The organism is Martelella mangrovi, from assembly GCF_040545495.1.
In the GTDB taxonomy this organism is placed as follows: Bacteria; Pseudomonadota; Alphaproteobacteria; order Rhizobiales; family Rhizobiaceae; genus Martelella; species Martelella mangrovi.
The window spans coordinates 98,422-123,920 of record NZ_JBEPLY010000008.1 but is presented as its reverse complement, the minus strand read 5'-3'; the positions used below and the strand labels follow the sequence as shown (position 1 = coordinate 123,920).

The 25,499-nt window shown below is 60.9% G+C and carries 21 protein-coding genes; 9 read left to right on the top strand and 12 right to left on the bottom strand.

Annotated elements, in window-relative coordinates:
• Positions 1 to 2 precede the first annotated feature (2 nt).
• Both ABID12_RS12855 and ABID12_RS12850 read left to right on the top strand, forming a co-directional pair.
• A complete protein-coding gene (locus ABID12_RS12855; protein ID WP_354434526.1) occupies positions 3 to 347 on the top strand; it encodes a TfoX/Sxy family protein in 345 nt (114 codons plus the stop codon).
• 108 nt (positions 348 to 455) lie between these two features.
• The gene (locus ABID12_RS12850; protein WP_354434525.1) at positions 456 to 1,088 is read left to right on the top strand and encodes a riboflavin synthase subunit alpha; all 633 of its coding nucleotides are present in this window, start codon (positions 456 to 458) and stop codon (positions 1,086 to 1,088) included.
• A 58-nt stretch (positions 1,089 to 1,146) separates the two neighbouring features.
• On the opposite strand, the gene ABID12_RS12845 is transcribed toward ABID12_RS12850, so the two are convergent.
• The 9 genes from ABID12_RS12845 to ABID12_RS12805 all read right to left on the bottom strand — a co-directional run bounded on the left by ABID12_RS12845 (position 1,147) and on the right by ABID12_RS12805 (position 13,848).
• Positions 1,147 to 1,749: a superoxide dismutase gene (locus tag ABID12_RS12845; protein ID WP_106306395.1), complete on the bottom strand. Its 603-nt coding sequence runs from the start codon at positions 1,747 to 1,749 to the stop codon at positions 1,147 to 1,149.
• 242 nt (positions 1,750 to 1,991) lie between these two features.
• Positions 1,992 to 4,328: a glucose/quinate/shikimate family membrane-bound PQQ-dependent dehydrogenase gene (locus ABID12_RS12840; RefSeq protein ID WP_354434571.1), complete on the bottom strand. Its 2,337-nt coding sequence runs from the start codon at positions 4,326 to 4,328 to the stop codon at positions 1,992 to 1,994.
• Positions 4,329 to 4,513: 185 nt separating this feature from the next.
• Entirely contained in the window at positions 4,514 to 5,662 is a 1,149-nt protein-coding gene (locus ABID12_RS12835) for an alpha-hydroxy acid oxidase (RefSeq protein ID WP_354434524.1), read from the bottom strand.
• A 77-nt stretch (positions 5,663 to 5,739) separates the two neighbouring features.
• Positions 5,740 to 7,050 carry a guanine deaminase gene (guaD, locus tag ABID12_RS12830; RefSeq protein WP_354434523.1) on the bottom strand — a complete coding sequence of 437 codons (1,311 nt, stop codon included), beginning with the start codon at positions 7,048 to 7,050 and terminating at the stop codon, positions 5,740 to 5,742.
• A complete protein-coding gene (locus tag ABID12_RS12825; protein ID WP_354434522.1) occupies positions 7,047 to 8,288 on the bottom strand; it encodes a urate hydroxylase PuuD in 1,242 nt (413 codons plus the stop codon). Before ABID12_RS12825 ends, guaD begins: the two co-directional genes overlap by 4 nt.
• A gap of 97 nt (positions 8,289 to 8,385) precedes the next feature.
• The gene (gene xdhC / locus ABID12_RS12820) at positions 8,386 to 9,213 is read right to left on the bottom strand and encodes a xanthine dehydrogenase accessory protein XdhC (protein ID WP_354434570.1); all 828 of its coding nucleotides are present in this window, start codon (positions 9,211 to 9,213) and stop codon (positions 8,386 to 8,388) included.
• 14 nt (positions 9,214 to 9,227) lie between these two features.
• Entirely contained in the window at positions 9,228 to 11,573 is a 2,346-nt protein-coding gene (gene xdhB, locus ABID12_RS12815) for a xanthine dehydrogenase molybdopterin binding subunit (protein WP_354434521.1), read from the bottom strand.
• Position 11,574: 1 nt separating this feature from the next.
• Entirely contained in the window at positions 11,575 to 13,038 is a 1,464-nt protein-coding gene (gene xdhA / locus ABID12_RS12810; RefSeq protein WP_354434520.1) for a xanthine dehydrogenase small subunit, read from the bottom strand.
• 33 nt (positions 13,039 to 13,071) lie between these two features.
• Positions 13,072 to 13,848, bottom strand: coding sequence for a 3-hydroxybutyrate dehydrogenase (locus ABID12_RS12805; RefSeq protein ID WP_354434519.1), 777 nt, complete (start codon positions 13,846 to 13,848; stop codon positions 13,072 to 13,074).
• Positions 13,849 to 14,097: 249 nt separating this feature from the next.
• On the opposite strand from ABID12_RS12805, the gene ABID12_RS12800 reads away from it, so the two are divergent.
• The 6 genes from ABID12_RS12800 to der all read left to right on the top strand — a co-directional run bounded on the left by ABID12_RS12800 (position 14,098) and on the right by der (position 20,260).
• Complete coding sequence (locus ABID12_RS12800; RefSeq protein WP_354434518.1) at positions 14,098 to 15,144, top strand: LLM class flavin-dependent oxidoreductase; 1,047 nt, start codon at positions 14,098 to 14,100, stop codon at positions 15,142 to 15,144.
• A 26-nt stretch (positions 15,145 to 15,170) separates the two neighbouring features.
• Positions 15,171 to 15,932: a type I methionyl aminopeptidase gene (map, locus tag ABID12_RS12795; protein WP_354434517.1), complete on the top strand. Its 762-nt coding sequence runs from the start codon at positions 15,171 to 15,173 to the stop codon at positions 15,930 to 15,932.
• 129 nt (positions 15,933 to 16,061) lie between these two features.
• The gene (sbmA, locus tag ABID12_RS12790) at positions 16,062 to 17,333 is read left to right on the top strand and encodes a peptide antibiotic transporter SbmA (RefSeq protein ID WP_106306425.1); all 1,272 of its coding nucleotides are present in this window, start codon (positions 16,062 to 16,064) and stop codon (positions 17,331 to 17,333) included.
• 93 nt (positions 17,334 to 17,426) lie between these two features.
• A complete protein-coding gene (locus tag ABID12_RS12785) occupies positions 17,427 to 18,014 on the top strand; it encodes an NnrU family protein (protein ID WP_354434516.1) in 588 nt (195 codons plus the stop codon).
• Positions 18,015 to 18,132: 118 nt separating this feature from the next.
• Positions 18,133 to 18,813 carry a tetratricopeptide repeat protein gene (locus ABID12_RS12780; protein ID WP_354434515.1) on the top strand — a complete coding sequence of 227 codons (681 nt, stop codon included), beginning with the start codon at positions 18,133 to 18,135 and terminating at the stop codon, positions 18,811 to 18,813.
• 19 nt (positions 18,814 to 18,832) lie between these two features.
• Positions 18,833 to 20,260, top strand: a complete 1,428-nt coding sequence (der, locus tag ABID12_RS12775) for a ribosome biogenesis GTPase Der (RefSeq protein WP_354434514.1) — start codon at positions 18,833 to 18,835, stop codon at positions 20,258 to 20,260.
• On the opposite strand, the gene ABID12_RS12770 is transcribed toward der, so the two are convergent.
• Positions 20,261 to 21,295 carry a glycosyltransferase family 4 protein gene (locus ABID12_RS12770; RefSeq protein WP_354434513.1) on the bottom strand — a complete coding sequence of 345 codons (1,035 nt, stop codon included), beginning with the start codon at positions 21,293 to 21,295 and terminating at the stop codon, positions 20,261 to 20,263.
• Positions 21,296 to 21,481: 186 nt separating this feature from the next.
• On the opposite strand from ABID12_RS12770, the gene bglA reads away from it, so the two are divergent.
• Complete coding sequence (bglA, locus tag ABID12_RS12765) at positions 21,482 to 23,131, top strand: beta-galactosidase BglA (RefSeq protein WP_354434512.1); 1,650 nt, start codon at positions 21,482 to 21,484, stop codon at positions 23,129 to 23,131.
• A gap of 6 nt (positions 23,132 to 23,137) precedes the next feature.
• On the opposite strand, the gene ABID12_RS12760 is transcribed toward bglA, so the two are convergent.
• Both ABID12_RS12760 and aptA read right to left on the bottom strand, forming a co-directional pair.
• On the bottom strand, positions 23,138 to 24,010 hold the full coding sequence (locus ABID12_RS12760; protein WP_354434511.1) for an aldose 1-epimerase family protein: 873 nt from the start codon (positions 24,008 to 24,010) through the stop codon (positions 23,138 to 23,140).
• A gap of 110 nt (positions 24,011 to 24,120) precedes the next feature.
• Complete coding sequence (aptA, locus tag ABID12_RS12755; protein ID WP_354434510.1) at positions 24,121 to 25,449, bottom strand: omega-aminotransferase AptA; 1,329 nt, start codon at positions 25,447 to 25,449, stop codon at positions 24,121 to 24,123.
• Positions 25,450 to 25,499 lie beyond the last annotated feature (50 nt).

The window sequence follows — 25,499 nt, the reverse complement described above, 5'->3', positions numbered from 1 at the left end:
TCATGGCGATCGATGAGGCGCTTGCCGCCCGCCTGCGTCATCGGCTCGAGGGGCTGGAGGGCGTCAGCGAGAAAAAGATGTTCGGCGGCCTCTGCTTCATGGTCAACGGCCACATGGTCGCAGCCGCAAGCCGCAGCAAGGCCGGAGAGGGGCGTTTTCTGTTCCGCGTCGGCAAGGACAATGCCGAGGCGGCCGCCCGCCTTGGCAAGCCGGAACCGATGATCCATGGCGGGCGCAGGATGAGCGGCTTTTACTATCTCGATGCCGATGACTGCGCCGATCCGATATTTGATGAATGGGTGTCGATCGCGCTGGAAAACGCCTTCTCGCTGCCGCCGAAGGCGTAAAACGGCAGGGTTGAACAGCGTGTCCCGCCCGCAGGCTTGTCTTCACCGTTCCCGCCGACCATATTGCCGCCATCGCTGACGTCAATCTTTCGAAGGAGTGCAGACCCCATGTATACCGGCATCGTTCAGGCCGTCCGTCCGCTCGCTGATGTCAGTGTTTATCCCGGCGGCAAGACCTTCACCGTCACGTTCACGGATCAGCTTCTCGCCGACCTGAAACTTGGCGCCAGCGTCAATATCGAGGGCACCTGCCTTTCGGTCACCGGCATTGCCGGCGATCACGTCACCTTCGATGCGATGAACGCGACGCTGGAGCGCACCAATCTGGGCGCGCTGGAAGCGGGGCAGAACGTCAATGTCGAGCGCTCGGCAAAGATGACGGATGAAAACGGCGGCCACCCGATTGCCGGTCATGTGGCGACGACGGCTGCGCTGGAGGAAATCCGCGTGGCCGATGACGGCGCCTATATCCGCTTTCGCGTGCCGGAGGACTGTGCGAAATATATCTTTCCGCGCGGCTTTCTGGCGGTCAATGGCTGCAGCCTGACGGTGGCCGAGGTGGAGGAAAACCTGTTCACCATCAACCTCATCCCCGAGACCCTGCGCCAGACGACATTTCCCCGTTACAAGGCGGGCGACCGGCTGAACATCGAAGTGGACCACCAGACCATGGTGCTGGTCGATGTGATCGAGCGCACGGTGGCGCGTGTAATGCCGGGACTGGCGGAAAAAGGCCGCTGAACAAAAAAAAGCCCGGCGCAAAGGCCGGGCTTTCCGTGAATTCCGTTTTCCGGAAAACTTACTTCGTGGCGCCTTCGTAGAGTTCCAGGACATAGTCCCAGTTGATCAGGCTGTCGACGAAGGCTTCCAGATATTTCGGGCGCGCATTGCGGTAGTCGATGTAGTAGGAGTGTTCCCACACATCGACGCCGAGGATCGGCTTGGCGCCATGGACGACCGGGTTTTCGCCGTTCGGTGTCTTCATGATTTCAAGCTTGCCGTCCTTGACGGTGAGCCATGCCCAGCCCGAACCGAACTGGCCGACGCCGGCAGCAATGAAATCGGCCTTGAACTTGTCGTAACCGCCGAGATCGGAGGAAATCGCGCTTTCGAGCGCGCCCGGCAGCTTGGTGCCGCCGCCATCCTTCTTCATCCACTTCCAGAAATGGGTGTGGTTGAAGTGCTGTGCGGCGTTGTTGAAGAGCGGCTGGTTGGAACCGTAGGCCTTGACCATGACATCCTCGACCGAAAGATTGCCGAGGCCGGCTTCTTCCGCCAGCTTGTTGCCGGTGGTCACATAGGTGTTGTGGTGCTTGTCATGGTGAAACTCGAGCGTCTCTGCCGACATGTAGGGGGCGAGCGCGTCGTAAGCGTAAGGCAGTTCAGGAAGTTCAAAAGCCATCTTCAATACTCCTTTTTTATAGCCTGAGGCTGAAATCTTTCTGTGCGATAGATAGTGATGCCACGCCTTCAGGACAACCTGAAAATTATCAAAACTATCGCGCGGCGCATCGCAATAATCTTCGCTGTGTTCGCGTTTGCCGACATTTTCCGCCGCATGTCACGCGGGATCAAGCCTCGATTGTTTTTCTTTACGCAAGACGCGGCAGCGGATGGTTTGTTCCGTTGCCGCGTCTGTTTTTTTCAGGTGCCGTCGGGCAGTTTGTAGGCGAGAATATAGTCGCCCGTCTTGGTGCCGACGGAACCGTGACCGCCGGCCACGATCAGCACATATTGCGTGCCGTCGCTGGTCTCGTAGGTCATCGGCGTTGCCTGGCCGCCGGCGGGCAGGCGGGCTTCCCACAGCTGTTCGCCGGACGTCAGGTCATAGCCGCGGATGTAGTTGTCCATGGCCGCACCGAGGAAGGCGACGCCGCCCTTGGTGATGATCGGCCCGCCGATACCGGGCACGCCCATCCTGATCTTGAGGCCCAGCGGGTTCATGTCCTGGATCGTGCCGTTCTTGTGCTTCCAGACGATTTCGCCGGTTGTCAGGTCAGCACCTGCAACGTAGCCCCATGGCGGCGCCTGGCAGGGTACGCCGAGCGGGCCGAGCAGAGTGGTGAAGGCCACCGCATAGGGCGAGCCGTTATTCGAATTGATCCCGTGGGTCGGCGCGCCCGGCTCGCTCTTGGGCACCAGCGTGGAGGTGTATGCCATGTAAACCGGCATGGCGAACATCACCTGGCGTTCCGGGTCGACGGCCACCGAACCCCAGTTCAGCGTGCCGAAATTGCCGGGATAGACAATCGTGTCGTTGGTTGACGGCGGCGTGTAGCGGCCTTCGTAATTATACTGCTTCAGCTTGATCCGGCAGGCGAGCTGATCGAGCAGCGAGGCGCCCCACATGTCCCTGCCGGTCAGTTTCGGCGGCTTGAAGGAAAGCGCGGAAACCGGCTGTGTCGGCGACAGGTTTTCACCCTCAAGGCCGCCATCCTGCGGTGCCGGTTCTTCGGTGACCGGCAGGATCGGTTCGCCGGTTTCACGGTTCAGCACGAACACCTCGCCCTGTTTGGTCGGCATCACCAGTGCCGGCACGGTTTCGCCGTCGATCGTCAGATCGAGAAGCGGCGGCTGGGCCGGCACGTCCATGTCCCAGAGGTCATGATGCACGCCCTGGAAAACCCATGCCGGTTCTCCGGTCTCGACATCGAGCGCGGTTACCGAGGACGAATATTTTTCCTCCGAGGGTGAACGGTTGAGGCCGATCTGATCCGGCACGCGGTTGCCGAAGGGCACATAGACGAGGCCCAGATCGCTGTCGCCGGACATCACCGACCAGCTGTTCGGCGAATTCCTGGTATAGGTCTCGTCCGGGCCGATCGGCGCGGTCCGGTCCGGATTACCGGTGTCGAAATTCCAGATCAGTTCACCGGTGTCGATGTCATAGGCGCGGATGACGCCAGACGGGCTCTGGGTGGAATAATTGTCGTTGACCGCGCCGCCGACGATAATCTTGCCGGCAATGGCAAGAGGCGCGGAGGTAGAATAATAATAACCCTGCGTCTTGTAGGGCATATTGGTTTCAAGGTGCAGCGTGCCGTTATCGGCAAAATCCTCGCAGATCGTGCCGTCTTCGGCATTAAGCGCGATCAGGCGGGCATCCGAGGTCGGCAGGTAGACACGGGTCTTGCAGCGCTCGCCCTCGGCCAAGTCCGGGTCGTCGTAATAGGTGACGCCGCGGCAAGTCTGGTGCTGGCGGTTGCCATCGACCGGGACTTGCGGGTCAAACTTCCATTTCTGATCGCCGGTCCTGGCATCAAACGCCATCGCCCAGCTGTGCGGCGTGCACACATAAAGCGTGTCGCCGATCATCAGCGGCGTGTTTTCATAGGTCGTCTCGACAACGTCATTCGGGCCTTTCATGTCGCCGGTCTGGATTTGCCAGGCCAGTTCCAGGTCGCCGACATTGTCCGGCGTGATCTGGTCGAGCGGCGAATAGCGCTGGCCTTTTTCCGAGCGGCCATAGGCATGCCATTCATCGGCGGGCACGCGCTCGTTTGCCGAAGCATCGGCGTTGCGAATGCCGGGAAGCGAACCGTTGATCGCATGGGGATCGGTGAAAAGTGAAACCGCCGCAACGATGATCGACAGGGCCACCGCGCCGGCAAGCGGCCAGGGGCCGCTGCGGGCAGCGGGTTTTTGTTCGGGAAAACCATACTGGTCACGCAGGATTGGCCGGCGGACCCAGGGCAAGAACATCCACAGGCCGAGAAGCACGACCAGCCCGCCGCGCGCGCCAAGCTGCCACCAGTCGAAACCGACCTCAAGCAGCGCCCATGCAAGCGTCACCAGAATGGTTGCCCCGTAAACCCAGTAGGCGAGGGGATTGCGCGTGAAAATGAGAAAGGCGGTCGCCAGAAAGGCAACGCCCGCAATCAGATAAAACCAGCTGCCGCCGAGCACGATCAGCCAGATGCCGCCACCGCCCAAAAACAGGCCGATGGCTGCGAAGATCAATGTTGTCAGCACGATCATGATGAAAATCTCCCGAAACTGGAGCGCGTTTCCGGGGGATGGGGACGAAATTGAAAATGTAAATCGTAAGCAGATGCGTCCGCGCCGTCCCCCGGTCCGTTCAACGCATGCGCCGTTGGCAAGGCACACATCTTTGAATGGAACGGGAGCGGAGCGTTATTGTTCCGGGATATTTTGAAAGGACGCGATCAGAAACCGATCTTCGCGATGATATCCCGGTCGATATCCTCGATATTGCGCTTGCCGCAGAGCGCCATCGTCACATCGAGTTCCTTGCGGAGGATGTCGAGGGCGCGGGTAACGCCCTTTTTGCCCATGGCGCCGAGACCGTAGAGATAGGGTCGGCCGATATAAGTGCCCTGAGCGCCGAGCGCCCGTGCCTTCAAAATGTCCTGGCCCGAGCGGATGCCGCCATCCATGTGGATTTCGATGTCGCCCTGCACGGCGTCGACGATTTCCGGCAGGACCGAGATCGAGGACCGCGCGCCGTCAAGCTGGCGACCGCCGTGATTGGACACGATGATCGCGTCGGCGCCGGTCTTTGCCGCCATTTTTGCGTCTTCGGCGTCGAGAACGCCCTTCAGGATCAACGGTCCGCCCCAGCGCTCCTTGATCCATTCGACATCGGACCAGGAAAGTTTCGGGTCGAACTGCTCAGCCGTCCAGGTCGCAAGCGAGGACAGGTCGGAGGAGGCCGGCGCGTGGCCGACGATGTTGCGGAAGGTGCGCCGCTTGGTCTGCAGCATTTCCAGCGCCCAGAAGGGGCGGGTGCCCACCTGCCAGACATGTTTCGGGGTGAATTTCGGCGGTGTCGACAGCCCGTTGACGAGATCCTTGTGGCGCTGGCCGAGGATCTGCAGATCAAGTGTGAGCACCAATGCGCTGCAGTTCGCGGCCTTTGCGCGGCCGATCAGATCGCCGACAAAACCGCGATCCTTCATCACGTAGAGCTGGAACCAGAAGGGGTCCTTGGTGTTTTCCGCCACATCCTCGATCGAGCAGACGCTCATGGTCGAAAGCGTGAACGGCACGCCCGCCTGTTCCGCCGCCTGTGCCGCGAGAATCTCCCCGTCGGCGTGCTGCATGCCGCAAAGCCCGGTCGGGGCGAGGGCAACCGGCATCGCAACCTTGCGGCCGATCATCGTGGTTTCGAGCGAACGGTCGGTCATGTCGACGAGCACGCGCTGACGCAGGTTGATCTTTGAAAAATCCGCCTCGTTGGCGCGATAGGTGCTTTCCGTCCACGCACCAGAATCGGCATAGTCGAAAAACATCTTTGGCACACGCCATTTCGCGCGCTTCTTCAGGTCGGCAATGGTCAACGGCTCTGAAAACATGAGCTCCTCCCGCATCAAATATGAATTGTTTTATTACATATGGGTAAGTGTCTGCCAACCGGCTTTTGTATCCGGTGTCATAATCCGGATTTCAGCGGGCAGCCAGCCACATAGGTCTCCGCAATGGCTCTGTCGTCTCCCAATGTCTGCAACAGGGAAAGCTCTTCCGCAAGGGTGGTGACCACGTCCATTTTCAGCGCCATGGCCGGTGTGGCGCGGGCATCGAGCACCACGATATCGGCATCACTGCCGGGCGCAAGCGTGCCGATCCGGTCTGAAAGCGAGAGCGCTTCGGCATTGCCCCGGGTCATGTAGAAGAAACTCTCCAGCGGGTTGAGCCGTTCGCCGCGCAATTGCTGGACCTTGTAGGCCTCGTCCATGGTCTTCAGCATCGAATAGCTGGTGCCGCCGCCGATATCGGTGGCAACGGCAATGCGCACGGGGTTGTCGCGCCGCTCATATTCCTTGAAGGGAAAGAGGCCGGAGCCGAGGAACAGGTTCGAGGTCGGGCAATGCACAGCCACGGCGCCGGTCTCGTGCAGCACATCGCGCTCGCGCTCGGACAGATGGATCGCGTGGCCGAGCAGGGTCTTGGTGCCCAAGAGGTCATAACGCGCATAGATATCCGTATAGTCCTGCGCTTCCGGGTAAAGTTCCAGCGCGCGGGCGATCTCGGCGGTATTTTCGGAAAGATGCGTCTGGATATGAAGGTCGGGAAATTCCCGCGCCAGCGCGCCGGTCACGTCCATCTGTTCATGCGAGGAGGTCAGCGCGAAGCGCGGCGAGATGACCATATGATTGCGCGCCTTGCCGTGCCAGTCGGCAATCACGGCCTTTGTGTCGTCATAGGCCGTTTGCGGCGTGTCGGTCAGCGCCTCCGGTGCGTTGCAGTCCATCAGCACCTTGCCGCCGAGCATCAGCATGTTGCGCCGCGTCGCTTCGGCAAAATAGGCGTCGGCGGAGGCCTTGTGCACGGAGCAATAGGCAACGGCCGTGGTCGTGCCCTGGCGGATCATCTCGTCGAAGAAGGCGACGGCAATACCGGCGCCATGGGCAGGGTCGGCAAAGCGCTGTTCCTCGACGAAGGTGTAGGTGTTCAGCCATTCCAGAAGATTGGCGGCATAGGAGCCGATCACCTGCATCTGCGGAAAATGCAGATGGGTGTCGATCAGGCCGGGCAGGATCAGGTTCGGGCGGTGATCGACGATCTCCGCTCCTTCCGGCGCATCCAGCAGGACGGTTTCAAATGGCCCGAACGCTAAAATGCGGCCCTCTGAAATCAGCAGGCCGCCATCATCTTCGTATTCATAGCTTTCGGTGTCCGCGATGGACAGAGGCCGGCGGTTGAAGCTCAAAAGCCGGCCTCTCAATATGCGTGGTGGTGTCATTCAGCCTTCTTTCCGCTGACGCTGGACTGGTACCAGGCGACCAGTTTTTGCCGCTCCTCATCCGTCATGCTGGTGACGTTACCGGGCGGCATAGCATGGCTGCGTCCGGCTTGCAGGTAAATCTGTCCGGCGCGGGCGGCAATCTCGGCATCCGTCTCGAAACGGACATTGAAGGGTGGACGATGGATGCCCTCCCAGACGGGTTCCGCCGCATGACACATGGAACAGCGCGTCGAAACGACCTCTTTTACCGAGGCGAAATGCGGATCTTGCGCGAATTTCTCGAAGGCGGGCGCGACCGCCATGTTCGGATCCTCGGCCTTGAACAGTTTCGGCGATGTGGACAACCACATCATCAGGATGAAGATGATCGCCGTCAGCACCCATGTCCAGTTGGGCTGGCCCTTTCTGGCATGCATGGTGTTGAAATAATGCCGGATCGTGACGCCCATCAGGAAGACAAGCGCGGCAATCACCCAGTTGAAGGTGGTGGCAAACGCCAGCGGATAATGGGTCGACAGCATGAAGAAGATGACGGGCAGCGTCAGGTAGTTGTTATGCGTCGAGCGCTGCTTGGCCTCCTTGCCGAGCTTCGGGTCCGGCGTGCGTCCGGCCTTCAGGTCGGCGACCACGATCTTCTGGTTGGGGATGATCACGAAGAACACGTTCGCCGTCATGATCGTCGCGGTGAATGCGCCCATATGCAGGAAGGCCGCGCGGCCGGTAAACACATGGGTATAGCCCCAGGCCATCAGGATCAGCAGCACGTAGAGCAATAGCATCAGCCCGACCGTGTGCTTGCCGAGCGGCGACTTGCACAGATAGTGGTAGAACAGCCAGCCGATCGAAAGCGAAGCGAGCGAGATCAGGATCGCGACGGGCGCGGAGACGTCGAGGACGCTGCGATTGACCAGAAACAGGTCCGCGCCGCCATAATAGACCAGCACCAGCATCAGGAAGCCGGAAACCCAGGTCATGTAGGATTCCCATTTGAACCACACCAGGTGTTCCGGCATGCGCTCGGGCGCGACCATATATTTCTGGATATTGTAGAAACCGCCGCCGTGGACCTGCCATTCCTCGCCGGTCACGCCTGCCGGCATGCCCGGACGCGCGATCAGCCCCAGATCCAGCGCGATGAAGTAGAAGGACGAGCCGATCCAGGCAATCGCCGTAACGACATGCAGCCAGCGCACGGCAAATTGCGCCCATTCCCAGAAAATGGCCAGTTCAAACATAAATTGTGCCCCCAATCATCATATGCGGGAATGATGCGAAATTTCCGTGCGAAAAAAAAGTGCCGGAACGCAAAGAAGATAAATTAATCGAGCCTTTTCAGGTCTTTGCCCGTTCTGCGGGCAGCCTGCCTGCTTTTGCGGCACAAATGACGTGGATAAGTTCCGATGCAACCAGCGCGGCAATCACCGCCGGGCGTTTGTCGGCAACACCGGCGCCGATCGGCATAGTCAGCCTGGAAAGTGCAGCGTCACGCAGACTCTCCTTGCGCGCGTAGCGCATGAACGTCGCCCGCTTTGTCTTCGAGCCGATCATGCCGCAATAGGCGAGATCATCGCGTTTCAACGCTTCCGTGGCGATCAGGAAATCGAGCGCGTGGTCGTGGGTGAGGATGACGACGGCGCTGCCGGAAGGCATGCGCGCGATTTCCGCTTCCGGCATCGGCGAAAGACACAAGCTGATCGCGTCGGGCAGCGGTCCGGCCATGTCGGGCCGCGTCTCGATCACGGTGGTATTGAAGGGCAGCGGGGCCAGTGCCCGGGCGAGTGCGACGCCGACATGCCCGCCGCCAAAGACGTAGATCGACGGTTGTGATTCCGCCGTGGCGGTGAGCGAAGACAACAGCGCTTCGACGGTCCGTGCATCGGCCGCTTCGAAGGACAAAACCGTGCGTCCGCCGCAGCACTGGCCGATATCCGGTCCGAGCGGAATATCCAGCTGGTCCGGTGCCTCACGTCCGCTCAGCAGGCGGCGGGCATGATCGATCGCGATATATTCAAGCTGACCGCCGCCGATGGTCCCGCAGATCGCGTCCTTCGAAACGATCATCACCGCGCCTTCCTCGCGCGGCGTCGAGCCCTTGGCCTTGGCCACCGTGACGATGACGGAGGCCGGATGCTCTTGAAAAAAACGCCGGAATGTCGCGATCTCGTTCATCGGACTCACGCCTTCTTCATCCGCTCCACCGCCATTAGCACGCGCTCGGGCGTGGCCGGGGCGTCGAGCCGCGGGCAGACGCGATAATCGGCGACGCTGGCAACGGCCATGGAGATTGCCTCCAGCGCTGAAATCGCCAGCATGAAGGGCGGTTCGCCAACGGCTTTCGAGCGGCCGATGGTCGGTTCGATATTGTCGGAAAAATCGGTCAGTTTCACATTGAAGATTTTCGGCCGGTCGGAGGCGAGCGGGATCTTGTAGGTCGACGGCGCATGGGTGCGCAGCCGCCCCTTGTCGTCCCACCACAATTCCTCGGTCGTCAGCCAGCCGAGCCCCTGCACGAAGCCGCCCTCGATCTGGCCGATATCGATGGCAGGGTTCAGTGAACGGCCTGCATCGTGGAGGATATCGGTGCGGTCGAACAGATATTCGCCGGTCAGCGTGTCGATGGAGACCTGGGTGCAGGCCGCGCCATAGGCGAAATAATAAAACGGCCGGCCTTTGCCTGCCGCGCGGTCCCAGTGGATTTTCGGGGTCTTGTAGAAACCGGCGGCTGAAAGCTGGATGCGGGCGAAATAGGCGGCCTTGATCAGGTCGGGGAAAGGAATTTCTTCCTTTCCGATACGCACCCGGTTCGGCAGGAATTCGATCTCCTCCGGCGCAACCTTCCAGTTCTCCGCCGCAAAGGCGACCAGCCGGTCGCGGATCTGCATCGCGCCATTGTAAGCGGCCATGCCGTTGAGGTCGGAGCCGGAGGAGGCGGCGGTGGCCGACGTGTTCGGCACCTTGCCGGTTGTCGTCGCGGTGATCTTCACCCGTTCGAGATCGATCTGGAACACGTCGGCAACGACCTGCGCCACCTTGATGTAAAGCCCCTGACCCATCTCCGTGCCGCCGTGATTGAGCTGCACCGAGCCGTCCTGATAGACATGGACCAGCGCGCCGGCCTGGTTGAAGGCGGTCATGGTGAACGAGATACCGAATTTCACCGGCGTCAGGGCGATGCCCTTCTTGATCACCGGGCTGGTCTTGTTGAAATCGATGATGGCCTGACGGCGGGCGCGATAATCGGATGAGGCCTCCAGCTCCTCGACCACGCGCAGGATGATATTGTCCTCCACCGTCTGGTGATAGGGCGTCACATCCCGGCCGGAGCCGTTGGGCCCGTAGAAATTGGCCTTGCGGATATCGAGCGGGTCCTTGCCGAGCGCGTATGCGATTTCCTCGACGATCCGCTCGCCGGCAAGCATGCCCTGTGGCCCGCCGAAACCGCGATAGGCGGTATTCGAGCAGGTATGCGTCTTCAGCGGGCGCGAAACCATGTGGACGTTGGGAAAATAATACGAGCTGTCGGCGTGAAACAGCGTGCGGTCGGTCACCGGGCCGGAAAGGTCGGCGGAAAAGCCGCAGCGCGCCGCAAAGGTCGCGTCGACGGCTTCGATGACGCCGTCATCGTCGAAACCGACATCGTAGAACGCCACGAAGTCATGACGCTTGCCGGTGATCATCATGTCTTCATCGCGGTCGGGGCGCACCTTGATGGCGCGGTTCAGCTTTTTCGCGGCCAGAGCCGCAATCGCGGCAAAGCCGTTGCCCTGGGTCTCCTTGCCGCCGAAGCCGCCGCCCATGCGCCGCTGATAGACGGTGACGGCATTGGACGGGATATCGAGCACATGGCCGACAATATGCTGGATTTCGCTTGGATGCTGGGTCGAGGACCAGACGGCAACCTCGTCATCCTCGCCGGGAATGGCGAGTGCGATCTGGCTTTCCAGATAAAAATGCTCCTGCCCGCCAATCTCCATCTCGCCTGTGATCCGCCGCGGCGCGGATTTGAGCGCGCCTTGCGCATCGCCGCGTTTCAGCGTCATCGGCGTGATGACATTGGGCGCGTCATTGGCCAGCGCATCGCGCACATTGGTCCAGTAGGGCAGGTCCTCATAGGTGATGTCGGCAAGCCCTGCTGCCGCACGGGCCTGATGCCGGGTCTCGGCAATCACCGCGAACATGATCTGCCCGTGATATTCGACTTCCGCATTGGCAAACAGCGGCTCGTCGTGATTGCCGCCGGACGAAATGTCGTTGATGCCCGGCACATCCTGTGCCGAAAGCACCGTCACCACGCCGGGGGCTTTTTCGACGGCGGAAAGGTCCATGGCGGTGATCCGCGCATGGGGTCGATCGGAAAGGCCAAGGCCGATATGCAGCAGGCCGGCGGGTTCGGGAATGTCATCGATATATTCAGCGGTGCCGGCCACATGCTTGTGGGCGGAATCGTGCACGCGCGCCTCGTGCATGCCGCCAGAAATCCCGGCCTTCGGCGAAAGCGTGTCACTGGTCTGCTTGTCCATGTTACGCCTCCTCCCGCTCGAAACGGATGAGTTCCTGCGGGCTTCCGCCGGTTTCCAGCAGCAGGCGGGAGAGCAGGTTTTTCGCCGCCAGCATGCGGTAGGCGGCGGTCGCGCGCATATCCGTCATCGGCTGGTAGTCGCTTTCAAAAGCGGGGCGGGCGGCTTCAACGGTTTCGCTGGTCCATGGCTTGCCGGCAAGGGCTGCTTCCACATGGGCTGCGCGTTTGGGTGTGCCGGCCATGCCGCCATAGGCGATGCGGATTTTCTCAACCGTGCCGTCGGCGGATAGCTGAAGACAGAACGCACCGCAGAGCGCGGAAATGTCCTCCTCGCGGCGCTTGGAGACCTTGTAGACGGCATAATGCGCATCTAAGGCAGGCTTCGGCACGGTGAGGCTGAGGACGAACTCACCCGGCCGCCGGTCCTGTTTGCCGTAATCGAGGAAATAGTCCTCAAGCGCGATTGAGCGCGTGCCATCTGTCGATTGCAGCGTCAGCGTGGCGTTGAGCGCGATCAGTGCCGGCGGTGTGTCGCCGATCGGCGAGCCATTGGCGACATTGCCGCCGATGGTGCCCATATTGCGCACCTGCTCGCCGCCGATCCGGTCGATCAACCGGGCAAAGGCCGGGATTGCTTTTGCAAGGGCCGGAAACGCCTCGGTATAGGTCACGCCCGCGCCGATGATGATGCTTTTCTCCGTTTCGGTGATCGTCTGCAGTTCTTCCAGATGGTTGATGAACACCATCGGGTTGAGGGCGCGCATCTGCTTGGTGACCCACAATCCGACATCGGTCGAACCGGCCACGATGGTGGCATCGCGATATTCGGCAAGCACATCGGCAAGGGCAGCGGCGGAACCCGGAATGATGGCGCGCGATGTCGTATCGCCCACGGTGATGGTCTCGTCGCTCTTCATCGCCGCAAGCTGCGTCATGACGCTGTCGCGTTCGCGCGCGATGGCATCGAAGGCGGCATCGGGGCGGGTGGCGGAAGCCGTTTCCGCCGCCTTGATGATCGGCTCGTAACCGGTGCAGCGACAGAGATTGCCCTGTAGCGCCTTTTCAATCGCCCGGCGTGACGGCTTGTCGTTTTCCATCCACAGCGCATAAAGCGACATCACGATACCGGGCGTGCAGAAGCCGCATTGCGAGCCGTTCATATCGACCATGGCCTGCTGGACAGGGTGCAGCGCGCCGTCCTTTGCCGCCAGATGCTCGATCGTGACGACATGGGTGGCATTGAGCGAGGCGGTGAAACGGATGCAGGAATTGACCGTCTCATAGACCAGCCGGCCGCGCGTCAGCCTGCCGACAAGCACCGTGCAGGCGCCGCAATCGCCCTCAGCGCAGCCTTCCTTGGAGCCGGTCAGGCGTCGCTCCAGGCGCAGATAGTCAAGCAGGGTTTCAGACGGCGAGAACCTGTCGCGCGTCACTTCCCTGTCATTCAGGATGAACCGTATCGTCATCAAATTTCCTTCAGAAATATCCGGAGGCCGGCGTTATTGCGCGGTCCAGCCGCCGTCAATCGAAATATGGGTGCCGGTGACCTGGCAGGCGGCATCGCTGGCAAGATAAAGCGCTGCGGCGGCAATCTGCTCGACGGTCACGAATTGCTTGGTCGGCTGGGCGGCGAGCAGAACATCGGTTTTTACCTGTTCTTCCGTCAGGCCGCGCGCCTTTGCGGTATCCGGGATCTGTTTTTCCACCAGCGGGGTGAGCACATAACCGGGACAGATGGCGTTGACCGTGATGTTGTCGCGGGCAAGCTCCAGCGCCACCGTTTTTGTCAGCCCCATCATGCCGTGTTTTGCCGCCACATAGGCGGATTTGAACGGCGAGGCGACCAGTCCGTGGGCGGAAACCAGATTGATGATCCGCCCATGGCCCGCTTTCTTCATCAGCGGAACCGCATGATGGATCGTGTGGTAGGAACTTGTCAGATTGATGGCGATAATCTGGTCCCACTTTTCCGGCGGAAAGTCCTCGATTGCGCTGACATGCTGGACGCCGGCATTGTTGACCAGCACGTCGAGGCTGCCGAAGGTGCGTTCGGCGGTGGCGATCAGATCGGCAATCTCGTCCGGCTTGGTCATGTCGGCGGGGTGATAGATGACGGAACCGTCGCCGATGCTACCGATGCGCTTGACCGCCTGGTTGATGGCTTCTTCGGAACCGAAGCCGTTGATGACGAGATTGTCGCCCTCTTTGGCAAAGCCTTCGGCGATGCCGAGGCCGATGCCGCTTGTCGAGCCGGTCACCACTACAGTGCGTCCCATGATTGTCCTGCCATTCCCGTTTGTTGTTGTTTGTGATTTTCCAGAAAGGGTATGCGCAAACCGGAAGCCATGCAATTGCCTGCATGCGGCGGCAGGCCAAAGAAATGCACCGATTGCGGCGAATGCTGTTGTGGCTTGTCGGCAGGTGTGAACACAGCGTTTCAAAAGCGGCAACGCACGATCCCGTGACTTGGGTGCCCCGATGCGCCATATCAGGGCAAACCGCACCCGGCGCGAAAGGACGATCTGATGGAACTGGGCGTATTCACATTTGCCGATGTCGATCCCGCAAACGGCGTTGATCGCGGCCGCGAAGCCGAACGCCGCATGAAGGACTTGATGGAAGAAATCCGGCTTGCCGATGCGGTCGGGATCGATGTGTTCGGCGTCGGCGAGCATCACCGCGTCGACTATCTCGTCTCTTCGCCGGCCACGGTTCTGGCAGGTGCTGCGACGGTGACGGAAAATATCCGGCTGACGAGCGCGGTCTCGATCCTTTCGTCCGATGATCCGGTGCGCGTGTTCCAGCAGTTTTCCTCCGTCGATCTGCTGTCTTCCGGCCGGGCGGAGATCATGGCGGGGCGCGGTTCGTTCATCGAGAGCTTTCCGCTGTTCGGCTATCCGCTGGAAGCCTATGACGAACTGTTTTCCGAAAAGCTCGACCTGCTGTTGAAGATCCGCGAAAACGAGAAGGTGACATGGTCGGGCCGGACCCGCGCGCCGCTGAACGACCTCGCCGTCTATCCGCGCCCGGTGCAGGACCCGCTGCCGGTGTGGATCGCCGCCGGCGGCACGCCGCAGTCGATGGCGCGCGCCGGTTTCCTCGGCCTGCCGCTGATCATCGCCATTCTTGGCGGTCAGCCGCGCCGGTTTGCGCCGCTGTTCGATATCTACCGTCAGGCCGGCGAGCAGGCCGGTCATGATCCGGCAAAGCTGAAGCGCGGCATTTCCGTCCACGGTTTTCTGGCCGATACGGCCGAAGAAGCCGCCGATATCTTTTTCGAGCCACAAAAGGCCGTCATGGACAGGCTCGGGCGCGAACGCGGCTGGGCGCCGCAAAGCCGGGCGCAGTTCGATGCCTCGATGGGCCCGGAAGGCGCGCTGTTTGTCGGCGGGCCGGAGGATCTGGCGAGGAAGATCGTTGCGCACCAGCGTATCTTCGGTCTCGACCGGTTCATGATTCAGTTCGCCGTCGGGCTTGTGCCGCAACGCGAAGTGTTGCATGCCATCGAGCTGTTCGGCACAAAGGTCGCGCCGATGGTGCGCGAAATGCTGGCCGATGGTGAACCGGTTTAGAAAACAAGAGCTGCGGAAGGGCCTCGATGATCGTCAAAACAGAAGAAGAACTTCAGGCCCTGAAGGAAATCGGCCGCATCTGCGCGACAGCAATCGAGGTGATGTCGAAGGCGCTTGAGCCCGGCATCACCACGCTCGAACTCGACCAGATCGGCCGCAAGTTCCTTGACGACAACGGCGCGCAGTCGGCGCCCGAAGTTACCTACCAGTTTCCCGGCGCCACCTGCATTTCGGTCAATGAGGAAGTCGCCCACGGCATTCCGGGCGACCGGGTGATTGCCGCCGGCGATCTCGTCAATATCGACGTTTCGGCCGAGAAGAACGGGTTTTTCTCCGATACCGGCGCATCCTTCGCGGTGCCGCCGGTTTCCAGCAAGGTCAAACGCCTTTGCCGCGACGGCAGGCGGGCGATGTGGACCGGGATCAACCAGGTCAAACCCGGCGGCGAATTTGCCGATATCGGCAATGCCGTCGGCGCCTTTGCCAAGAAAAACCGCTATTCGCTGATCCGCAATCTCGCAAGCCACGGCATCGGCCGCTCGCTTCACGAGGAGCCCGGCGAGATTTCCACCTGGCCCGATCCCGGCGAACGCCGCCGCATTGCAGAGGGCCACGTCTTCACCGTGGAGCCGTTCCTGTCGCTTGGCGGCGAGTTTGCCGAGGAAGAGGAAGATCAGGACTGGGTGCTCTACTCTATCCCGCAGGCGCTCACGGTGCAGTTCGAACACACGCTGGTTGCAACGCGTAACGGGCCGGTGGTGCTGACGCTTCCCGACGGCGAACGATGATCTTTTGCCGGTTGCGATGCACAATGCTTCGGCCCACCTGAACAATGTTTAATTTCTCTTTTGAACGGTTTTTGCCATAGATGGGCGTAGAAACCCTTTTTTAGCGCGCTTTTTCGGAAGGCCAGCTCCTTGTTTCAGTCGTTTTTTCCAAAGCCCAAACTGTTTTTTGCCTCTGCTGTTTTATGGTCTCTCCTAGGGATCCTGCTCTGGTACACGGTCATGCGGGAGGTCGGGGTCAGTATGGGCTTTGCGCCCTATCCGCAAGGCGAACAGCCGATCGGGCTTGCCCATTTCGTCGCGCCGGATTTCCTCTGGTTTTATATCTACTACGCGGTTTTCACGGTCACATTTGGTATTTTCTGGTGGTTTTTCGGCGATAATCACAAATGGCAGGCCTGGTCGGTCTGGGGCTCGTCGCTGATCATCTTTGTCACCTATTTCTCGGTGCAGATTTCGGTCGCGATCAACAACTGGCGGCGGCCTTTCGGGGATACGCTGCAGGCCGCGCTTGAGGGCAATCAGGGCATTACCGAGGGCGATTTCTATTCCCTGATGCTGGTCTTCTTCCAGATCACCTCGCTCAGCATCATCATCTTCATCGTGTCGCGCTTCTTCATCAGCCACTATATCTTCCGCTGGCGCACAGCGATGAATGACTACTACACCGGCATGTGGGATCGGGTCCGCCACATCGAGGGCGCCTCGCAGCGTGTGCAGGAAGATACGATGCGCTTTGCCTCGATCATGGAGGGGTTGGGCGTTTCCATCATCGATTCGGTGATGACGCTGATCGCCTTCCTGCCGGTCCTGTTCTCGCTCTCGGGCTATGTGACGCATCTGCCGATCATCGGCGAAATTCCCGCGCCGCTTTTCAATGCGGCGATCTTCTGGTCGCTGTTCGGCACGGTGCTGCTTGCGGTCGTCGGCATCAAGCTGCCGGGGCTCGAATTCCGCAACCAGCGCGTTGAGGCGGCCTATCGTAAGGAACTGGTCTATGGCGAGGATCATGAAGACAGGGCCGATCCAATCACGCTCCGCGAACTTTTCACCAATGTGCGGCGCAACTATTTCCGGCTCTATCTGCACTACACCTATTTCAACCTGTTCCGCAGTCTCTACCTTCAGGCCGACAATATCTTCGCCTATTTCATTCTCGTGCCGACCATGGTCGCAGGGAAAATCACCTACGGCATCGTTCAGCAGATCCTGACGGCCTTCGGCCAGGTTTCGAGTTCGTTCCAGTATCTGGTTCTGTCCTGGACGACGATTATCGAACTGATTTCGATCTACAAACGTCTGAAGGCCTTTGAAGCCGCAATCTTCGGCATGGACCTGCCTGAGATCGACCGCGAGGATTATCAGGAACCGGGCGGTACGGTGGCCGATACGCAAACCGACTGACCGTCAAGGAATGCTGCGGTTGAAGCGACTTCAAACCGCAGCGTTTCAGGCTTATTGTGAGCATGGTTTCTGCGCCTTCAGGGGGATAGCGCCATGATCATGCTCATCATTGCCGTACTGATTTTCACAGGCATTCATCTCGTTCACACCTTCGCACCGGACTTTCGCCGGACAATGATTGATCGTCTCGGGGAAAATGCCTGGAGGGGTGTCTTCTCTGTTGCAGCGCTTGCCGCGCTCGTTTTCATGATCTTCGCCTTCGGGCATGCCCGCCGGCAGGGCATCGTTCTTTATACGCCGCCGTTCTGGATGGCGCATGTCACCGTCTTGCTGATGCTGGTCGCGATGATCTGTCTTTCCGCGAGTTTCTTTCCGCCGGGGCGTATTGCGTCCATGGCCAAGCACCCGATGGTGCTGTCGGTGAAGATCTGGGCCTTTGCCCATCTGCTGGCCAATGGCGAGGCGGCCTCCGTCATCCTGTTTGCAGGCCTGCTCATCTGGGCGGTGATCCTGCGTATTTCGCTGGCGCGCAGGGAACGGGCGGGGCATTACAGCCGCAAACCGTTCGTCTCGGCGCGCTATGATGCCTATGCCTTTGTGCTCGGGATTGCGCTTTGGGGCCTGTTCATCTGGAAGCTTCATGTCTGGCTGATCGGCGTTCCGGTTTCGCTTGGCATGTGAAAATCGCCGATCCGGCGCAATATCGCCATGCCGGGGCGGCTTTTGCTCTTACAACGGACGGAAAAAACGGTTAGAAGGCCCGGCACTGGACCAAGGAAAATCGCGCCGGAGTGACGGAATGGCAAATCAGGACGACAGTTTTATCCGCGAGGTGAACGAGGAACTGCGCTCCGACAGGATGAAGGACGCATGGCGGCGTTTCGGACGCTATCTCATCGCGCTTGCCGTCCTGCTCGTCGTCGGAACCGCAGGCTGGCGCGGCTATGAATACTGGCAGGCGCGCGAGGCCGCCCAGTCCGGTGACGTGTTCCTGACCGCGCTGAACCAGATCGATGCCGGCAATCTCGATGCTGCCGAAGAAACGCTGGCCCAGCTTGAAGCCGAAGGGCACGGTTCCTATCCGGTTCTGGCGGAACTGCGTTCGGCGACCCTGCTTTCCGAAGCCGGCGATACGGCCGCGGCCGTTTCGGCCTTCTCCTCCATCGGCAAGGATCGCAGCGTGCCTGACGCAATCCGCGATGCCGCGAAGCTGCGCGCCGGCTGGCTTCTGGTCGATACCGGCACCTATGCGCAGGTTTCCGCCGAAGTCGAGGCGCTGGCCAATGACGGTAACCCGTTCCGCTTTTCCGCGCGTGAAATTCTCGGTCTTTCGGCCTACGGGCATCAGGATTACGATCGTGCGCAGGAATGGTTCGAGGAAATTGCCAATGACCCGGAAGCGCCGCGCAATGCGTTGAACCGTGCACAGATCCTGCTTGAGGTCATGGCTGCCGACGGCGAAATCCAGGATGCCGGTTAGGCCGGCCCGCGAGGACATAATGAGTTTCAAGGTCGCAATCGTCGGAAGGCCGAATGTCGGCAAATCCACGCTGTTCAACCGTCTGGTCGGGCAGAAGCTGGCGCTTGTCGATGACACGCCGGGGGTGACGCGCGACCGCAGGCCGGGCGAGGCGCGACTTTACGACCTGCGCTTCACCATCATCGATACGGCCGGGCTTGAAGAGGCGGCCGCCGATACCCTGCCGGGACGCATGCGCGCGCAGACCGAAGCGGCCATTGACGAGGCCGACCTCTCGCTGTTTCTCGTGGACGCGAAAGCCGGGCTGACGCCCGCCGACAACACGCTTGCGGAACTGCTGCGCCGCCGCGGCAAACCGGTGGTGCTGGTTGCCAACAAGTCGGAAGCCCGTGGCTCGGATGCCGGTTTTTATGATGCCTTCACGCTGGGCCTTGGCGAACCCTGCCCGATTTCCGCCGAACATGGCCAGGGCCTGACCGATCTGCGCGAGGCGATCATCGCCGCGATCGGCGAGGACCGCGCCTTCGGTGACGAAGACGACGGCGCGGAGGCTGAAACCGATGTGATGCTGACGCGTGAGGAAGCGGAAAACCCGGAAGAGGCCGCACCCTACGACGACAGCAAGCCGCTGAGGGTCGCCATTGTCGGCCGTCCCAATGCCGGCAAGTCGACGCTGATCAACCGCTATCTCGGCGAAGAACGGTTGCTGACCGGCCCGGAGGCGGGGATTACCCGCGATTCCATTTCGGTGGAGTGGGAGTGGCGCGATCGCCCGATCAAGCTGTTCGATACGGCCGGCATGCGCCGCAAGGCGAAGGTGGTGGAAAAGCTCGAAAAGCTTTCCGTTTCCGATGCGCTGCGCGCCATCCGCTTTGCCGAATGCGTGGTGATCGTTTTTGACGCCACGATCCCGTTTGAAAAACAGGACCTGCAGATCGTTGACCTCGTCATCCGCGAGGGCCGGGCGGCCGTGATCGCCTTCAACAAGTGGGACATGATCGAGGACCGCCAGCAGGTTCTGGCGGATCTGCGTGAAAAGACGGAACGCCTTCTGCCGCAGGCGCGCGGCATTCGTGCCGTGCCGATTTCGGGCGAACGGGGCACCGGCCTCGACAAGCTGATGCAGGCCATCGTCGATACCGACCGCGTTTGGAACCGCCGCATTTCGACGGCGCGGCTCAACCGCTGGCTCGACAGCCAGACCGTCAGCCATCCGCCGCCCGCCGTTTCCGGCCGGCGCCTCAGGATGAAATACATGACGCAGGTGAAGACCCGCCCGCCGGGCTTCATGATTTCCTGTACCAGGCCCGATGCAGTGCCGGAAAGCTATATCCGCTATCTGACGAATGGCCTGCGTGCCGATTTCGAGATGCCGGGCGTGCCGATCCGCATCCATTTCCGCGCCGGTGACAACCCGTTCGAGCACAAGCGCAAGAAGAAGCGCTGATCAGCCGTCATGCGCGGTGCGCATATTGTCGTAGAATTGTCCGGCGGCCGCTTCCCAGGTGTAGGTGAGCGCCAGTTCCCGGGCCTTTTCCGGTGAGCCGGCAAGCGCCTTCAGGCAGGCTGTCTTCAGGTCTTCGTCCAGTGCCCCGGCGCCCTCATGGCCCGCGAGAATATCGCTCGGGCCGGTTACGGGATAAGCCGCCACGGGCACGCCGCTCGACAGCGCCTCGATGATGGTGTTGCCGAACGTGTCGGTCTTTGAGGTAAACACGAAGACATCGGCTTCGGCATAGGCCTCGACCAGAGCCTCCCCCTGCAAGACGCCGGTGAAGTGGATATCAGGAAACTTTTCCTCCAGCGCCTTGCGCGCCGGCCCATCGCCGACCACCACAATGCTGCCGGGAAGGTCGAGTTCGAGCAGGGCGGGCAGGTTCTTTTCCACCGCAACACGGGCGACCGTCAGAAAGATCGGCCGTTTGAGGCCGCCGAATGGCGCTTCCGATTTCGTGCGGGGATGAAACAGCGCGTTATCGATGCCGCGGCTCCAGCGCATCAGGTTGTGGATGCCGCGTGCTTCCAGCTCGTGGGCGAGACTGTCGGTTGCCACCATGCAGCCATTGCCGGAATTGTGGAACCGGCGGACGATGCCATAGAGCATGTCCTTTGGGATCGGCAGGCGGGCTGCGACATATTCGGGAAAGCGGGTGTGGTAGCTGGTCGTGAACCGGATGCCGTGTTTCAGGCAATAGCGCCGCGCCTTGAAGCCGAGCGGCCCTTCCGTGGCGATATGGACGTAATCCGGGGCGCTTTCCTTGATCTTGCGGGCGACCTGGCCGTAGGTGGCAAGCGCCAGCCGGATTTCGGGATAGGTCGGCATCGGCATCGAGCGAAATAGGTCGGGCGTGATCATGGTGACCGCAACGCCCATCTTCTCCAGCTCGCGATTGGTATTCTCGATCGAGCGGACGACGCCGTTGACCTGCGGATGCCAGGCATCGGAAATCAGGGTCAATCGTTTCGTTGCGTGTGCGTCCACGTTCGCCGTCCGATTCTCAAGGGTTGCGCAAAAGCGGTTCAGCCCTGTTATCCAAGGGATGTTACAGCCTTATTACACTGCAACCGTAGCAGAATGCCCTCTTGCGGATAATGCGCCTTTGCGCATTTACCGCGCGCTGTCCCGGCGATAGGCTGATGGTCAGCAATTTCGAACAGGGACTTTTCCATGACCGGCGAGAAAAACGAAACGGCCGACTGGTGGCGCGGCGGCGTCATCTATCAGATCTACCCGCGCTCCTTTCAGGATACCACCGGCGACGGGATCGGCGATCTTCCCGGTATCACGCGGCGGCTCGGCTATGTCGCCGAACTGGGCGTCAACGCCATCTGGCTGTCGCCCTTCTTCAAGTCGCCGATGGCCGACATGGGCTATGATGTCTCCAACTACCGCGATGTCGATCCGATGTTCGGCACGCTGGATGATTTCAGGGCGCTGGTGGCTGAAGCCCACCGGCTGGGGCTGAAGGTCATCATCGATCAGGTGCTCTCCCACACCTCCGATCAGCATGACTGGTTCAAGGAAAGCCGCAAGAGCAAGGACAATAACAAGGCCGACTGGTTCGTCTGGGCCGATGCCAAGCCGGACGGAACCGCGCCGAACAACTGGCTGTCGATCTTCGGCGGCCCGGCGTGGGAATGGGACGGCACGCGCAAGCAGTATTACATGCACAATTTCCTTGCCAGCCAGCCGGACCTCAACTTCCATTGCAAAGCCGTGCAGGATGCGCTTTTGGAAACCGTGCGCTTCTGGCTGGAACTGGGCGTCGACGGTTTCCGCCTGGACACGGTGAACTATTATTTCTGCGATGAAAAACTGCGCGACAATCCGGCGGTCGACGGCAAGCTCGGCCCGGTCGGGCTCGATGCGCCGGATGTGAACCCCTATGGTTTCCAGCAGCATATCTATGACAAGACGCGACCGGAAAATATCGGCTTCCTCCAGCGTTTCCGTGCGCTGCTCGATGAATACGACCAGCGCACATCGGTGGGCGAGGTGGGCGACGGCGCGCGTTCGCTGAAGACCGTTGCCGCCTACACCTCAGGCAATGACAAGCTGCACATGTGCTACACCTTCGATTTTCTCGGACCGAATTTCTCGCCCGCGCATATTCGCGAATGCGTGGAGAATTACTTTGCCACGGTGAAGGACGGCTGGGTGTGCTGGGCGTTTTCCAACCACGATGTCGACCGCCACGTCTCGCGTTTTGCCAAAACCGAAGCGGAGCGGGAGCCGGTGGCACGGCTGGCGATTTCCGTACTGGCGACGCTGCGGGGTTCCGTCTGCCTTTATCAGGGCGAGGAACTGGGGCTGCCACAGGCCGAGATCGCCTTTGAAGATCTGCGCGACCCCTACGGCATCCGCTTCTGGCCGTCCTTCAAGGGGCGCGACGGCTGCCGCACGCCGATGCCGTGGAGCAATGTCGCCCCGCATGCCGGTTTTACCACCGCCGACAAACCCTGGCTGCCAGTGCCGCCGGAGCATCTGCCGCTTTCGGTGTTCGAACAGGCGCCGGAACCGGATACGGTCTACAATCACTACCGCGCGGTGCTGTCCTTCAGGGGCGAGCACGATGTTCTGTTCGACGGCGATATCACCTTCATCGACAGCGACAATGACGACGTGCTGATGTTTACGCGCGAAAAGAACGGAAAGACGCTGCTGTTCGTCTACAATTTCGCCGACACGCCGCAATCCGTGCCGCTGCAGGTCGCGCTTGAACATGTCGATACTCTCGACCTGCCGGGCATGACCGGCGTGCTGAACGAGGCCCATGTCGACCTCGGGGCGTTCGACGGCTTCTGCGCGAAACTGTGAGGGGCGTCAGGCGTCGATGGTGACGCTGTAGGCAAATCGCGCGCTTTCCCCGGGTGCGAGGATCTTGGTCGACGGGCGGTCCTCGAGGGCCGCCCCCTTGCCATGGGCGGCGGCCATGCCATGCCAGGGCTCGACGCAGATGTAAGGCGCGCCGGGCTTGGTCCACAGCGCCAGATTGGGCAGGCCTTCGAATGCGAACTGCAGGTCGGGGCCGTCTTCCGCGCTGAAGGTCAGGCGGTCGCCGGCGCCTTCCGGAAAGATCATCGCATCGTCTTCGAAATAGTCATGGTCGAGGGCAAGGATGCCCTTTGAAAAGGGGGAGGGCAGTGGCGTCAGGTCGATAAGCCCGCCGCGCAGACGGACCATTGCCGGTTCGGCGCGGTTTGCGAGCGTGATGTGATGGACATGGCCCTTGGTCATGCCCGGCATCGGCCAGCAGAAAGCCGGATGAAAGCCGAAACCGAAGGGCATCGGCTTGTCATCGGTGTTTTCAACCGTTGCGGAGACGGCAAGCGTCTTTTCCTCGAGGACATGCTCGACCGAAAGCCGGAAGGCGAAGGGGTAGGCGGTTCGTGTTTCCGCTGAATCCGTCAGGACGAAACGGCAGCGCGTTTCACTGCTTTCGGCAAGCTCAAACGTGCTGCGCCGCGCGAAGCCGTGCTGTTTCATGACGAAGCTTTCGCCGCCGATTTCGACCCGGTCATCGGGCGCCTTGCCGACAATCGGAAACAGGATCGGCGCGCGCCCGGTCCAGAATTCCGGGTCGCCATTCCAGAGCCATTGCCGCCCGTCTGCGGTCGCAATCGACTGTGTCTCGGCGCCTAGTGGCGAAACGGTGACGGTCAGTGCGTCGTTTGCAATGCGGATAGCGTCTGTCATGACGGGGACCTCGTTTTGTGCCGTTTGTGCCGTTTGGGCCGTGGGGGGGGGGGGGCGTCGCGGGGTGAAGCAATGCGGCGGAATGCCTGGCAGGCCCCGCCGCATTGCGGTCAGATATTGTTCATCAGCACGGTGCGGAGCTTGTCGAACAGCTCGTCGATCTCGCTTTTCGAGATGATCAGCGGCGGCGACAGCGCGATGATGTCGCCCGTGGTGCGGATCAGGAGGCCGTCCTCATAGGCCTTGAGAAAGGCGGAGAAGGCGCGCTTGGTCGGTTCGCCGGCAATCGGCTCCAGTTCGATGGCGCCGATCAGGCCAAGATTGCGGATGTCGATGACATGCGGGCAGTCCTTCAGGCTGTGGAGCTGCTCTTCCCAGTAAGGCGCAAGTTCCTGCGCGCGGGTCAGTAGCCCTTCCTCCTGATAGGTCTCCAGCGTGGCGAGACCCGCGGCCGATGCGATCGGATTGCCCGAATAGGTATAGCCGTGCATGAACTCGATCATATGCTCGGGGCCGTTCATGAAGGCGTCGTGGATCTCGTCCCTGACGAATACGGCGCCCATGGGGATAACACCGTTGGTGAGCCCCTTGGCGGTGGTCATGATGTCCGGCGTCACGCCAAAATATTCGGCCGCAAACGGTGCGCCGACACGACCGAAACCGGTGATCACTTCATCGAAGATCAGCAGGATGCCGTGTTTGTCGCAGATGTTGCGCAGGCGCTGGAGATAGCCCTTCGGCGGGATGAGAACGCCGGTGGAGCCGGCCACAGGCTCGACAATGACGGCAGCAACCGTGGACGGATCATGCAGGGCAACGATCCGTTCCAGCGCATCGGCGAGATCGGCGCCGTGCTCGGGCTCGCCCTTGGTGAAGGCATTGGCGTCCGGCAGGTGGGTGTGGGGGATGTGATCGACACCGGTCAAAAGCGTGCCGAACATCTTGCGGTTCGAAACAATGCCGCCGACCGACGTGCCGCCGAAATTGATACCGTGATAACCGCGTTCGCGACCGATCAGGCGGAAGCGTTCGCCCTGGCCCTTCACCCGGTGATAGGCCAACGCCATTTTCAGGGCCGTATCGACGGATTCCGAACCGGAATTGGTATAGAAGACATGGCCCATGCCCTCTGGCGCCAGTTCGACAAGCCGGTTGGCCAGCTCGAAGGCCTTGGGGTGGCCGAGCTGAAAGGCCGGGGCATAATCCAGCTCTCCGGCCTGGGCGCGGATCGCCTCGGTGATCTTCGGCCGGCAATGCCCGGCATTCACGCACCACAGGCCCGCCGTGCCATCCAGCACCGTGCGGCCGTCGACGGTGGTGTAGTACATGTCCTTCGCCGAGGCGAACATGCGTGGCGCCTGTTTGAACTGCCGGTTTGCGGTAAACGGCATCCAGAAGGCTTCGAGATTGTTGGGTACGACGGCGCTACGATCCGACATGAGCTGCTCCACAAAAGAAAGTGACCCGTTTTGCCGGGCCAGCTGTTTTT

What these genes read in the sequence shown, in the direction of transcription:
- guaD (WP_354434523.1), bottom strand. Translation starts at nt 7,050, where the DNA reads ATGACACCACCACGCATATTGAGAGGCCGGCTTTTGAGCTTCAACCGC.
- ABID12_RS12825 (WP_354434522.1), bottom strand. Translation starts at nt 8,288, where the DNA reads ATGTTTGAACTGGCCATTTTCTGGGAATGGGCGCAATTTGCCGTGCGC.
- bglA (WP_354434512.1), top strand. Translation starts at nt 21,482, where the DNA reads ATGACCGGCGAGAAAAACGAAACGGCCGACTGGTGGCGCGGCGGCGTC.
- ABID12_RS12850 (WP_354434525.1), top strand. Translation starts at nt 456, where the DNA reads ATGTATACCGGCATCGTTCAGGCCGTCCGTCCGCTCGCTGATGTCAGT.
- ABID12_RS12855 (WP_354434526.1), top strand. Translation starts at nt 3, where the DNA reads ATGGCGATCGATGAGGCGCTTGCCGCCCGCCTGCGTCATCGGCTCGAG.
- ABID12_RS12785 (WP_354434516.1), top strand. Translation starts at nt 17,427, where the DNA reads ATGATCATGCTCATCATTGCCGTACTGATTTTCACAGGCATTCATCTC.
- ABID12_RS12835 (WP_354434524.1), bottom strand. Translation starts at nt 5,662, where the DNA reads ATGTTTTCAGAGCCGTTGACCATTGCCGACCTGAAGAAGCGCGCGAAA.
- xdhB (WP_354434521.1), bottom strand. Translation starts at nt 11,573, where the DNA reads ATGGACAAGCAGACCAGTGACACGCTTTCGCCGAAGGCCGGGATTTCT.
- ABID12_RS12760 (WP_354434511.1), bottom strand. Translation starts at nt 24,010, where the DNA reads ATGACAGACGCTATCCGCATTGCAAACGACGCACTGACCGTCACCGTT.
- xdhA (WP_354434520.1), bottom strand. Translation starts at nt 13,038, where the DNA reads ATGACGATACGGTTCATCCTGAATGACAGGGAAGTGACGCGCGACAGG.
- ABID12_RS12800 (WP_354434518.1), top strand. Translation starts at nt 14,098, where the DNA reads ATGGAACTGGGCGTATTCACATTTGCCGATGTCGATCCCGCAAACGGC.
- aptA (WP_354434510.1), bottom strand. Translation starts at nt 25,449, where the DNA reads ATGTCGGATCGTAGCGCCGTCGTACCCAACAATCTCGAAGCCTTCTGG.
- ABID12_RS12780 (WP_354434515.1), top strand. Translation starts at nt 18,133, where the DNA reads ATGGCAAATCAGGACGACAGTTTTATCCGCGAGGTGAACGAGGAACTG.
- der (WP_354434514.1), top strand. Translation starts at nt 18,833, where the DNA reads ATGAGTTTCAAGGTCGCAATCGTCGGAAGGCCGAATGTCGGCAAATCC.
- ABID12_RS12805 (WP_354434519.1), bottom strand. Translation starts at nt 13,848, where the DNA reads ATGGGACGCACTGTAGTGGTGACCGGCTCGACAAGCGGCATCGGCCTC.
- ABID12_RS12845 (WP_106306395.1), bottom strand. Translation starts at nt 1,749, where the DNA reads ATGGCTTTTGAACTTCCTGAACTGCCTTACGCTTACGACGCGCTCGCC.
- map (WP_354434517.1), top strand. Translation starts at nt 15,171, where the DNA reads ATGATCGTCAAAACAGAAGAAGAACTTCAGGCCCTGAAGGAAATCGGC.